10 protein-coding genes are annotated in these 12,368 nt (G+C 62.5%); 2 read left to right on the top strand and 8 right to left on the bottom strand.

Annotated features, from left to right (window positions below):
• Nucleotides 1-41: 41 nt before the first annotated feature.
• Nucleotides 42-1,154, bottom strand: coding sequence for a site-2 protease family protein (locus ACW4LP_RS03380; RefSeq protein ID WP_451916853.1), 1,113 nt, complete (start codon nt 1,152-1,154; stop codon nt 42-44).
• A gap of 562 nt (nt 1,155-1,716) precedes the next feature.
• Here ACW4LP_RS03380 and ACW4LP_RS03375 point away from each other — a divergent pair.
• Nucleotides 1,717-5,535 (top strand): VaFE repeat-containing surface-anchored protein, encoded by a 3,819-nt coding sequence (locus ACW4LP_RS03375; RefSeq protein ID WP_452039356.1) that lies wholly within the window; start codon nt 1,717-1,719, stop codon nt 5,533-5,535.
• A gap of 23 nt (nt 5,536-5,558) precedes the next feature.
• Here the strand turns inward: ACW4LP_RS03375 and dxr are convergent, their stop codons facing one another.
• The 5 genes from dxr to pyrH all read right to left on the bottom strand — a co-directional run bounded on the left by dxr (nt 5,559) and on the right by pyrH (nt 10,342).
• Nucleotides 5,559-6,821, bottom strand: a complete 1,263-nt coding sequence (dxr, locus tag ACW4LP_RS03370) for a 1-deoxy-D-xylulose-5-phosphate reductoisomerase (RefSeq protein ID WP_451917918.1) — start codon at nt 6,819-6,821, stop codon at nt 5,559-5,561.
• 54 nt (nt 6,822-6,875) lie between these two features.
• On the bottom strand, nt 6,876-7,991 hold the full coding sequence (locus tag ACW4LP_RS03365; RefSeq protein ID WP_306506244.1) for a phosphatidate cytidylyltransferase: 1,116 nt from the start codon (nt 7,989-7,991) through the stop codon (nt 6,876-6,878).
• A gap of 111 nt (nt 7,992-8,102) precedes the next feature.
• Nucleotides 8,103-8,882, bottom strand: coding sequence for an isoprenyl transferase (locus tag ACW4LP_RS03360; RefSeq protein WP_022738414.1), 780 nt, complete (start codon nt 8,880-8,882; stop codon nt 8,103-8,105).
• 37 nt (nt 8,883-8,919) lie between these two features.
• Nucleotides 8,920-9,483 (bottom strand): ribosome recycling factor, encoded by a 564-nt coding sequence (frr, locus tag ACW4LP_RS03355; RefSeq protein WP_114538648.1) that lies wholly within the window; start codon nt 9,481-9,483, stop codon nt 8,920-8,922.
• A gap of 142 nt (nt 9,484-9,625) precedes the next feature.
• Nucleotides 9,626-10,342: a UMP kinase gene (gene pyrH, locus ACW4LP_RS03350; RefSeq protein WP_114538647.1), complete on the bottom strand. Its 717-nt coding sequence runs from the start codon at nt 10,340-10,342 to the stop codon at nt 9,626-9,628.
• 301 nt (nt 10,343-10,643) lie between these two features.
• On the opposite strand from pyrH, the gene ACW4LP_RS03345 reads away from it, so the two are divergent.
• The gene (locus ACW4LP_RS03345) at nt 10,644-10,874 is read left to right on the top strand and encodes a helix-turn-helix domain-containing protein (RefSeq protein ID WP_114548229.1); all 231 of its coding nucleotides are present in this window, start codon (nt 10,644-10,646) and stop codon (nt 10,872-10,874) included.
• A 138-nt stretch (nt 10,875-11,012) separates the two neighbouring features.
• On the opposite strand, the gene ACW4LP_RS03340 is transcribed toward ACW4LP_RS03345, so the two are convergent.
• The gene (locus ACW4LP_RS03340) at nt 11,013-11,237 is read right to left on the bottom strand and encodes a helix-turn-helix domain-containing protein (protein WP_114548230.1); all 225 of its coding nucleotides are present in this window, start codon (nt 11,235-11,237) and stop codon (nt 11,013-11,015) included.
• Between the two features lie 203 nt (nt 11,238-11,440).
• Nucleotides 11,441-12,241, bottom strand: a complete 801-nt coding sequence (locus ACW4LP_RS03335) for an Rpn family recombination-promoting nuclease/putative transposase (protein ID WP_451917917.1) — start codon at nt 12,239-12,241, stop codon at nt 11,441-11,443.
• Nucleotides 12,242-12,368: the final 127 nt, after the last annotated feature.

The following is a 12,368-nucleotide window of genomic DNA, read 5'->3' as shown; positions in this document are numbered from 1 at the left end:
CCGCCCAAGGAAGTCAGCGAGGGTCCGACAGGTTTAAACCCCTAGCCCCAGTTGCCAAAGACGAACCGCTGGATGTCCTGGTTCAGCATGATGACGAAGAAGCCGAGGAAGAGCGCCATACCGGCCAGCGACATATAGTTCATGGCCTTCTGGGACACTGTCTTGCGGGTGCCCTTCTGGAAGATTTCCACCACGAAGCGGCCGCCATCGAGTGGCGGGATGGGCAGCAGGTTCATGATGCCCAGCGAGACCGAGATCATAGCCATGAACTCCAGTGCCTCCACAAGGCCCGCCTGGAAGTAGTCTTTCGACATGACGGCAATGCCAACGATGGAGGTGGAATCGGACACCGTCTGAGCCGCCGTAGCCGGGTTGAACAGGCCCGCGACCGCCTGAATCACCATGCCGATGTACATGAAGCCAGCCTGCAGCGCCTGCAGCACCGAGGCATGGATGGTCGTGATCTCGCCCGTTTCAGGATGCTGCACCTGAAAACCGATGATCGAGAACACGATAATGAACACGAGCATGGCGAACAGCAGGTTCATGAAAATGCCCGCCAAAAGGATGACCGAACGCTTCCAGAAGGGCAGCGAGCGGTACTGCTGGCGGTACTCGGACTCGTAAAGCGCATGGGGGTCGGCCACTTCGCGAGCTTGGCCCAGCTCGTAGGAGACGGGCGCCGGCAGCCCCGCCGCGGCCGCCTTCTTCAGAGCGCGCTTGCCGGGCGCAACGCGCGGGGCGCGGTAGGTGTTGTACTGATCGGCCTTGGAAGGCCCGATGACGCTGCCCCATTCCACCAGCTCTTCCAGGGCGTTGTACGCTTCATCGTCACTGATGCCGCAATCGCGGGCCACGTCCTCCATGTTGGCGGTGCCGCGGCGGTAAAGCGACGCGAGCGCCTCCTGCAGGTGCGGCTGCAAAGGGCCGGCCTCCATGCCGCACACCTTCGCGTAGCCGCCGAGGGGCACGGCCGTGACGCCATAACGAGTCTCGCCCTTCGTGAAGCCGATGGAGGGGCCGGGCAGGCCCAGCATGAACTCGGTCACGCGCACGCCGAAGGCCCGAGCGGCCAGGTAGTGGCCGCCCTCGTGGATGAACACGAGGAAGCCGATGCTGATAACGGCGCAGACGATCATGATGAGGATGTCCACAGATGTCTCCTTATATATGAGAGATTTCCTGCCTCGCGGGGCAGGAACGGGTGTCGCTGGTCATTATAGAAAGCGGGCACCCTTTGTCTTTCCCTTGGAGAGCCGTCTCGGAAAATAACTACAAGCTGGCTACGATCCCTCCATGGTTTCGGAGGGACGTACACCGAATCTGCCGGCTGCGCCCGCCACCTTGACTGCCGTCTCGGCGAGCGCGAAGCACGCGTCTTTGCTACCGCCGCTTGAGAATCGAGCGCCTCGAAGTCCCGCCCTTTTCTCACTGAAAACCCGTCGAAGTCCCTTTTAGCTCCTCGCGCCGACCGCTTTTTCGTCGCAAAAAAATACGACTTCCGCACGGTCGAGGGAGGGAACGAACTGGGACATTCCCGCGTCATTTCTACGGTTCGGCTCTCGTAAGGTTATCGGCGTCAGGCATCGGGCGCCGTACGCCAAACCTTCCAGCCCGCATTCCTTCGAGACACGGACGTCACGATTGCGCCCCACGCCTGACTCTCTTTCGTCAATCGAGCAGCGCGGACACGTGGCCGCGCAGAGAGGAGTCACCGTGGATTCACTCGATCCCGTCCCCGCGCGCCCGCCCCTCCAAGGAGGCCGCGCCCTTTTCAACATGGTTCTTGCCTTCCTACTGCTCGTGGGCCTCATCCCCGCGATGTGTGCCCCTGCGACCTCGGCAGTCGCCACGGAAACCGAGGGGGTGCCCGTCATGTTCCATTTTAAAGACTCTGCGGGCGAGACCATCGACTTCGCCAGCATCACCGCGCCATACGACCTGCAAGAAGGGCACATTGTCGCCACGGTCGATGAGGGTGGAGCGCTTGATCTCGACGAGGCGCTCAGCTTCGCCGTGTACGAGCACTACGCCACCTTCGGCGACCGCCAGCGCGACATTACCGATGAGTGCTCTCTTGATGCCGCAGCGGGCACCGTAAGCATCCCCGAGTCCTATGCGGACACTCTGGAAACCCTCGGCATCGTCTTCGAGCTGTCGCCCGCACATCCCGCCTATGAGCGCTTTGTGCTCGCCGATCTCGACACGAGTCCGCAGGAGCTCACCATCGGCGAAGAGACAACGACCATCGCCTCGGACATTCCCGATATCCTCGCCGAGGCTGGCGGCATCGCCCCCTTCGCAGCCGCCTTCCCCGGCCAGACCGAGAAGCACTACGCGCTCAACCCCTATATGCGCCTCGAAACCTTCGATGTCGACATGCCCCGCAAACAGGAGGCCTATGGGTTCCCCAGCGATCTGGTAGGCTCCTATGGGTTCGGCGCTTTCTTCGGCACCTCTCAGCACTGGGTGAACGGAGTTTCCCAGGGAACGAACTTCAACGACTACGTGCTGAACACCGCATCGAGCAGCTTCGACGCCGTCGTGGACGCGTTCCTTTACGAGACGATCGCCGCCCGCAACGGCGCCGATGCGCCCTTCGCCACCTCGCGCACCGGCAGCGACTACCGCGCTCGCTTCCTCACCACGGGCAACGACTACAAGGACACCAACTACAGCGGGGGAAGCGCACCCACCAACCGCGCCATGGCCCAAGCCACCTGCGGTACTGCCGGCGTTTCCAACGGCTACGGCGCCGTGGCAAGCAACCCCAACGGCGACAACTACATCACTTACAAGGGCACCTACACCGGCTCGCAATCCGCGTACAACGGATGGTACAAGTTCTACTACAAAATCGATGCTCGATCCGCTGCCACCAACAAGGAGTTCCAGGACGTTGTCGGCTACCTGCTGGTGGAGCCCATCAACACCGGGCGCGCCCAGGTCGTGAAAACCTCCGCCAACCCCGCCATCTCCAACGCCAACGGGAATTACTCGCTCGCCAACGCGGTGTTCGGCGCCTTCTCCACTCGTGCAAGCGCCGAAGCGGCGGCCGAGCAGGCTGCCAAGGGCGCCTGGGGAAGCTGGCAGGCGGCCCGCACCTGGGCTCAGGCCAATGCTTCGTTTACCCTCGTTACCGGGGCGGATGGCAGAAGTGCGGTCGCCGAGGACATCGAGGGCGGCGACTATTACTTCTGCGAACTGTTCGCCCCGCCCGGATTCCGCCTGAATAGCGCCGTCCAGAAGGCGACCGTGGAGGCAACCAGCGACGAGAGCGTCGTGTGCCAAGTATCCTTTGCCGATGAACCCATGCGCGGCTCCATCGACTTGCTCAAGCAGTCGGGCTATCCCGAGGTCACGATGGGACACCCCGGCTATACCTTGGCGGGCGCCGTCTATGGCGTGTACGCGGACTCGGCCTGCACAAAGCTCGTCCGCGAAATCCGTACGAGCCTGAACGGCGATGCCGACGGCTACGGACGCATCGACGAGATGCCCATCGGCTCCTATTGGGTGCGCGAGACCAAGCGCCCTCTGGAGGGCTATGCTCTGGATAGCCGAACCTATGCCGTGACCGTCGCTGATCGTTCCGTCACCCGCGTGAATACCACTGCCGTCAGCGACAAGGCAAAGTTGAATCCCCTCTCCCTTCTTATCCAGAAGAAGGATGCTCAAAGCGGTCAGAGCCATGCGCAGGGTGCCGCCACCCTCGGCGATGCCCACTTCCGCATCGATTATTATGCGACAAAGAATGCTTCTCTGGATGCCCTTAAGACCCTCGAGCCGCAAGCAAGCTGGGTCGTGCGCACCAACGACGAGGGCGCCTTCTTGCTCGACGAGGCGGAGGGCAGCTTCACGCACACTTTGGCCGACGGAACGACCGAAGAGCTTCCCTACAAGGTGGCAGGCGATGCGTTCTACAAGCTCTCCAACGGTCGCATCGCGCTTCCCATCGGCACCTATGCCATCCAGGAAGTGAAAGCGCCGCGTGGCTACCTTCTCGACGAGACCGTGCACGTGCGCCACGTCACCGATGCCGACACCGATGGCGAGATTATCGAGACCTTCGATGCGGAACAGAACGGCGATCTCGTCACCGACCGCGTCGCCCGCACCGATCTGCGCTTCATGAAGCGCGTCGACGGCGCCGCAAAGCTGGCCGGCATCCCCTTCAAGCTCACCTCGAAGACGACCGGCGAATGGCACATCCTCGTCACGGACAAGAACGGGCTCGCTTCCACGGAATCTACCCCGGGGCATCCCCACGACGCGAACACGAACGCCAACGACGCGCAGTTCACCGCTCCTGACGGCAGCTTCCAGATGCCGCTTACGTTGGACACCGAGGCCCTTGATGCCACAGCGGGGATCTGGTTCGGTCTCAATGCCGAAGGGGCGTCCGTCGCTGCGGACAATGGACTGGGCGCACTGCCCTTTGACACGTACGAGCTGGAAGAGCTTCGATGCCCGGCCAACGCAATCTTCGAGATGATCCGCGATGAAATCGTGGTTGACGAGAGCGATGAGGGGCTCGTCGTCGACTTAGGCACTCTCAACAACACGGGCACCGACAAGCCCACGATCCGCACGAGTGCCTACGACGGTCTGTCCGACGATCTGTACGACACGCAGATCAGCGCCGACACCAAGGCCGTCGTCATCGACCGAGTCACTTATTCTGGCCTAGAACCCGAAGAGCCCTATCTGCTTCGGGGAACCCTCATGGACAAAGCCACCGGAGAGCCGTTCCTCGTGAATGAGGAAGAAGTCACCGCCGAGCTTGAGTTCACTCCCGAGGATTACAACGGGTACGCGAACGTGACCTTCGCCTTCGACGCCTCGGCGATCACCGAGGACACCAACCTCGTCGTCTTCGAGACGCTTCTGCAAGATGGCGTCGAAGTAGCCTCGCACCGCGATCTCGCCGACCGCAAGCAGACCATCGCCGTAAGCCCTATCGCCATCGGCACAACGGCCGTCGACGCCGCCACCGGCACTCACGAAGGCGTGCCAGCCGAAGAGGTCACCATCATCGACACCGTCAGCTACCAGGGACTGACCCCCGGCGAGGAGTACGAGCTATCCGCCGTGCTCATGGACAAAGAGGAAAACGCCCCGTGGCTCGTGGAGGATAAAGTGGTCATGGTAAGCCACCGGTTCATCCCCGAGGAACCCTCGGGCACGGTGGATGTCGAGATCACCATTCCCGGCGCCAACTTGGATGGCGTGAGCCTCGTGGTCTTCGAATCGCTGCTGCACGACGACATCGAGGTGGCCCTCCACGCCGATATCGAGGATGAGGGGCAGACCGTCTCCTACGCCTATCCAGACCTGCCGCTGCCGCCGACCGGCGGCGACGAGCCGGAAAAGCCCGCAGAGCCCGAGGCCGACGAGCCCGAGCCGACGCGCGTCGCCCGAGCCTCTCGCCTCGCTCAAACGGGAGACGAGAGCCTTACGGTGATTTGTTTGGTCGCCCTGCTCGCCGTCGCCGGCGCCGGCGCTGCCTTCGTCGCCTACCGCAAGCGCCGCTGAGAACGCTTCCGGGGGCGGCGCCGCTAACTCTGCCGCCCCCGGGCCCACTCGCTTGCGAAGGCGCGGGCCCATGCGTCGACGGCCTTCAGCTGCTCGAGGCTCTCCACGACTTGGACGCCTGCCCCTTCGTGGGCGTCCATGGTCGCCTCGACGCAGCAGGCGATATCGAGGTAGCCGATCTGCTCGGCGAGAAATGCTGCCACCGCCACTTCGTTGGCGGCATTCATGACGGCGGGCAGCGTGCCCGCCACCTCACCTGCATGACGAGCCAGAGCAAGACAGCGGAACGTATCCACATCGGGCGCCGCAAATTCCAGCGAGCCCAACGTCCGAAAATCGAGCGGTCTCACGGGAGCCTCCCACCGCTCGGGATAGGAGAGAGCAAATTGAATGGGAATGCGCATATCGGTCGTACCCAAATGAGCCAGAACCGACCCATCGGTAAACTCCACCATCGAATGGATGGCGCTCTGGGGCTGCACTACCACTTCGATCTGGTCGTAGGACATCGCGAACAAGTGGTGCGCCTCGATGACTTCGAGCCCCTTGTTCATCAGCGTCGAGGAATCGATGGAGATCTTCGCCCCCATGTTCCAGGTGGGATGGGCCAGTGCCTGAGCTGGCGTGACCGCCTCCAGGTCGGCGATCGTCTTGCCTCGGAACGGGCCGCCCGAAGCCGTCACCCACAGCTTCGAGATCTCGCGCGGATTCTCTCCGAGCAGACATTGGTAGATGGCCCCGTGCTCCGAATCGATGGGCATGAGCGCCCCGGCCGGCCCTGTCGCCGGAGCTACGCCGGAGGCCCGACGATCCGCATCCACCGCTGCTGCCAGCGGCATAATGAGGTCGCCACCCACCACGAGCGACTCCTTGTTGGCCAAAGCGAGCACCTTGCCCGCCTTCAGCGTCGTATAGCTCGCCTCCAAGCCAGCTGCCCCTACCAGGGCGTTCACGACGACATCCACCTCGGGCAGTTGGGTGAGAGCCACGACGGCTTCGGAGCCCACGCCGAAGCTCGCCTCCGCGTCCTCCTGGCCCTCGGGAACGGCCAGCGACCGCACGAGGGCCCGCGCCTCATCGCAACGGGGATCGTTCGCCAAAGCGGCATTCCCCACCGCCAGATGGCGCACGCCGAATTCCCGGGCTTGAGCGAGCAGAACATCCAAGGAGCTGTTCACCGCAAGACCGACGATCTCCAGCTTATCGCCGTGCTGACGCACGACATCGAGGGTCTGGGTACCGATGGATCCCGTAGAGCCGAGTACCGCAATGCGCCGTTTGGCCATGAGAACCCCTTTCACTATGACAGGACACGCAAAGAGCGAACCGGGACGGATCGCCTAGAAAAGAGCATAGGGAATGCAACCGCCGGCTATCAGAAGGATAGCTGCCGTGATGGAGGTGAGGAACAGCGAGTCGCTCCGATCGAGCAGGCCGCCGTGGCCGGGCATGATGGTGCCGGAGTCCTTGAACCCGGAATTCCGCTTGATGCGGCTCTCCGCCAAATCGCCCAGCACTCCCATGCAGCCGGAAATGATGCCGAAGACAATAGCCTGAGGAATGGCCATGGTGATGCCGGGCACCAGCGTCATGAGGCACCAAAATATCACCGACCCCACCAGACCTGCGATGAACCCTTCCCAGCTCTTCTTCGGACTCGTGCGCGGTGCCAGCTTGTGCCTCCCGATTTTGCTTCCCACCAAATAGGCGAAGGCATCGTTGGCCCACACCGACAAGAACAGCAGAAGCACGCAGGCGCCGCCCCACGGCGCCGGCAGCGACACACGGATAATCACCAGTCCGCACAGCAGAAGGCCCGTGTAGGCAGCACCGAAGAAGCTCACCCCCACATCGGGGATGCGGGCCCGCAGCCAGAACACGTACCACACCAAGAGGGCCAGCAGAAGAGCCAAGCTCACCAGCATCGCGCCCACCAGACCGGCAATGTACACACTTAGGGGATAGAGCACGGCCGCAATAATGCCGAGCATCTCGTTGGGCAGCTTCGCATCGGAGCGCAGCATGTAGAAGAACTCGCCGGCGCAGATGCCAGCGACAACCATCAGCATGAGCACCATGGGGATGTTGCCGGCCAGCACGCAGATGACCGTCGCCGCCGTGTAAATTACCCCGGTACGGAAACGCACTTGAAGATCGGAGGGATTGCGCAGCTTGTCCGGCGTCTTGTTCAGCGCCTTCTGCTTCAGGCGATCGCGCTTCTCCTGGCGCGTCTCGCGCTTCTCCTCGCGGGCGGCGCGCTCCTCATCGGAGAGGTCGTAGTGCCAGGGAGGGCCTTCGGGGGCCGATTCCGCATCGCAGACGACGGGAGGCAAGTCGCGTTCCTCATCGGGCTGCAGCCGGTCGAGCAAATGAGTGCGCTCCTCCGAGGGCGCACTCACCTCGTCAGGGGACGCACTCATCCCGTCAGAAGCCGCCGCCCCACGCGCAGCTGACACGCTTCCGCGCTCTTCCGAACGCACACGACGGCCATGGTCGCCTCGGCGCAATCGCTCGCGCGCCGCTCGGGCTCGATCCTTCTTCTCTTCGTCGGAAATCCCCCCGCGCATTTAGGCCACGCCCCCGAAACGGCGGTTCCGCCCCTGATACTCGAGCAGGCACTCCAGGAAGGTGTAGCGGTTGAAGTCGGGCCATAGCACATCGGTGACCACGAATTCGGAATAGGCGATCTGCCACAGCAGGAAGTTCGAGATGCGCATCTCGCCCGAAGTGCGAATGACCAGATCGGGGTCGGGCATCCCGAACGTGTACAGCCCCCGCTCGAACATCTCCTCGGTGGGCTCTATCACTTCCCCGGTCTCTTCGCCCAAAAGCACCGCCTCGCGCATGCAGCCCCGGCAAGCGCGCAGTATTTCCTGACGGCCACCGTAGTTCACGGCCACCACCAGCGTCATACCGTCGTTGTCGCGCGTCTTCTCCCAGGCCTCATCGAAGGCCTCACGCGTCTCTGCGGGAAGCGCCGAGAGATCGCCAATCGTCCGCACGCGCACGCCCTCTTCATGAAGGCCGTCCACTTCGGCGAGCATGGTCTTGGCGAACAGATCCATCAGCCCCACGACCTCATCTTCGGGCCGCTTCCAGTTCTCCGTGGAAAACGAGTAGATGGTCAGATAGCGCACCCCAAGATCCGACGCGCAGCGAATGGCCTCTCGCACCGCCTCGATGCCGGCCTTATGGCCCTTCAGGCGATTCAGCGCGCGCTTCTTGGCCCAGCGCCCGTTGCCATCCATGATGATGGCCACCGACTCGGGAATCCTCTCCGGATCAAGCGCCCGAGGATCAACCCCCTCGGGCGGATCCGGAAATATGTAATCTAAATCCTTATTCATCCCTACCCACCGGTCGTTCGTGAAGCCAGTGAACCCCCTAGATCTCCATGACCTCGGCTTCCTTCTTCTTCAGAACCTCATCGACCTCGGCAACGAACCGATCAGTCATCTTCTGGATCTCGGCCTCGGCCCGCTTCGATTCGTCTTCGGGAAGGTTGTCGTTCTTCACGGCCTTCTCGATCGCGGTGTTCGCGTCGCGGCGCGCATTGCGCACGGCCACGCGCGCTTCCTCGGCGTAGGTCTTGCACTGCTTCACCAGATCGCGGCGGCGCTCCTCGGTCAGGCTCGGGAACGGCAGGCGAATGACCGAGCCGTCGTTGTTCGGGGTCACGCCCAAATCGCTCTCGAGGATGGCGTGCTCGATGGCACGCAGCATGCCCTTGTCCCAAGGTTCGATGACCAGCAGATGGGCCTCGGGCGTCTTCACGCCAGCCATCTGGTTCACCGGCGTGGGCACGCCGTAGTAGTCCACCTTGATGCGGTCGAGCACCATGGCGTTGGCGCGGCCCGTGCGCACGCCCATGAAGTTCTCCTTCAGCGCCGTGATGGCCTTTTCCATGCGCTCTTCCGCGCTCATCAGAATCTCGTCGATATCTGCCATGAGGGTTTCCTCCCTAATCACTCAGGGGCTCCTCCCCCTGAAATCCTTCTAGAATCCGCCACGAGCCTCGCGACCCGCGGCATACGCTCGTCCTCGCTGTCGCGCCGACAAGCGGCTCCGGCGCGGCCTGCGCCCCAGGTGCCTACTCGACCACCGTGCCCACCGGCTCGCCCTGCAGAGCGGCCTTGATGTTGCCCGGCTTGGTGAGATCGAAGACGATCATGGGCACGTCGTTGTCCATGCAAAGCGAGGTGGCCGTGGCATCCATGACATGCAGCCCCTGGCTCAGCACCTCCATATAGCTGATATGGTCGAACCGGTGCGCGTCGGGATTCTTCATCGGGTCGGCATCGTAGACGCCGTCGACCTTCGTGGCCTTCATGACGCAATCGACGTCCAGCTCGCAGGCGCGCAGGGCCGCCGTCGTATCGGTCGTGAAATAGGGATTGCCCGTGCCGGCCGCCAAAATGACGACGCGCCCCTTCTCCAAATGGCGGATCGCGCGGCGGCGAATGTAGGGCTCGGACACTTCCTGCATATTGATGGCGCTCTGCACACGGGAGAAGATGCCGTGGCGCTCGAAGGCGTCCTGCAGAGCGAGCGCATTCATCACCGTGGCCAGCATGCCGATGTAATCGGCCTGGGAGCGATCCATGCCCTCGGCCGATCCGGCCAAACCGCGGAAGATGTTGCCCCCGCCGACAACCACAGCCAGCTGCACGCCATCGTGAACGATCTCGGCGATCTCCTCGGCAAGGTCATCGACCACTCGCGGGTCAATGCCGTACCCCTGATCGCCGGCGAGCGCCTCGCCAGATAGCTTGAGCAGCACGCGATCGTACTTGTATTCGTTCGCCATCGAGTACATCCCTTCGTCGGCAGGATCTTGTAAACGGATACATATTACCCGAAGTCCCTCGCCAACGCAGCGTCAGCCTTCCAAGATCAAAGAATTAGCTCAGTGCTGAGGCGCGAGCATAGGGGCTTACCCGAACCCTCTCCCGCTGAACCGCAAACCGTCGTGCAGACCACTGCGGGCAGAAACGCATATCGCGCAGACGCCAGGCAGCCACTCTTCCCGTGCGCCCATTCTTCAGAAATTGCCGAGTTATGTCATATATGACCTATGACTGATTCGTCATCAACGTACTCTTGGCCCCATGAACGACGAACAGGAAAAGGTGCAAGCCCGCATTCACTCGCTTGGTCAGCAGATCAGGGCGCATCGCATTGCCCAGAACCTTTCCCAGCAAAGGCTTGCCCTCATGGTGCACACCGACCAAGCCGTCATCGCCCGCATCGAGGCCGGCAAGCACAACACGGGCATCGCCAAATATATCGAAATCGCCGATGCCCTCGATGTTCCCTTGGGCGCCCTCATCAACTTCTAAGGCGAAGAACTTCCTCTCGCCCCCCATCAATCGAGCGAGCGAGCGAGCGAAAGGCTCGTGCAAGCTCTTAAGCATCTTTCCCGTGTCTTTTTAAAGGAAAGATGACGAAAGACGCCTCGGCGACACCCGCCGGCTCGGTCAGTCCTGCTCCTCGCGAGCGGGCGGCTCGTACACGAGTAAATCGCCCGGTTGGCAGTGCAGCTCGCGACACAAATCCTCCAGCAGCGAGATCCGAATACCTTTTGAGCGATTGCAGCGCAAGTGGGAGAGGTTCACCGCCGAACGCCCCACCTTCTCCGACAGCTCGTTGACGCTGATGTCGCGGTCGGCCATGACCACCTTCAACTTCGACACAATAGGCATAGCATGCTCCCATCCGCCCAGAAAGCCGCTTTTTGCGTGATCCTGCAGGCGCCCACACGGCCGCCTCTTCTCCGCTGCGGTACGGTAACCTCATAATGTATTTAATATACTAGCACGTTTTCAATAATTTTAAGGTGATAGTTTCATACCAGGCCGATAGCATTCGCAGCGGAGGGCAACTCTCCGCGACGCTTTCCCGTTGTCTACTCGCTCGCTTTCAGCCCGAACTCCGCGAGCATTTCATCGCGATAGGCAGCATCCTCGGAAACCCGCCTGGCATCGTCGAGGCGCCCCGCGTCCAGAAGGAGGCCGACGAGAGTTCCCAGCCTGTCCATGCCCTGCTCCATGCCCCTGGCCTCTGCCCGGCGGCAGCGCATCTCGGTATCCTGCTCGTAGGTCAGCACCTTGGTCACCCACTCCCGGTCACGGTTGTATTCCTCCACGAGGGAGTCTATCTCTCGGGACAGCGCGCCCTCGGGCCGCCCCGTCGCCACGTAGTGTAGCAAATCGCGCAGGTCGGGGTCGGCGACATCCTCGGCGGCCGACGCATTGAACACGCGCCAGTGCGAGTCGTCCCCCGCGACCAGCTCCGGGGCCTCCAAGCAGACCCGCTCGATCGAGTAGACGGCCTCGCCCGCCCTGAAGGGGTCGGTCGCGCAGAAGAACACGACGAAGCTCTCCGGGAGCAGCCCGTAATCTTCCCCGGGGCCCAGCTCCGTCGCGTCGATCGCCGCCTGGTAGTAGCGCATCCGGCGCCCTATCCGGTCCTCGGGGGAGACCTGCATCTCGATGTCGAACACGCGGCTTCCCTCCCGCGCGAACACGTCCATGCGGACGCCGCGGCTCGCCGCCGCCGGCTCCTTCGCCTGCTCGGCGTTCAGGTAGGTTATCTCGCCCACCTCTATCCCCAGCGCGGCGCGCAGGACCTTGCGGCACACCTCCTTTTCGCATAGCACGCGGTTGAACATCCATCGATCGGAGAACTTCAGAAATCTCTTCGGCATGGCGGAATCCTCTCATCGGACATCACGATTCCCCAAGCCTACGACAGAGCGACCGCAGAAATGACGCGGGAATGCCCCGGTCAGTTCCCCGCGCCGACCGCACTTGTGCCGCAGCAGAGTCGCATCG

Source organism: Adlercreutzia sp. CNCM I-6215, from assembly GCF_977072315.1.
This window is presented reverse-complemented; position numbering and strand designations above follow the sequence as displayed.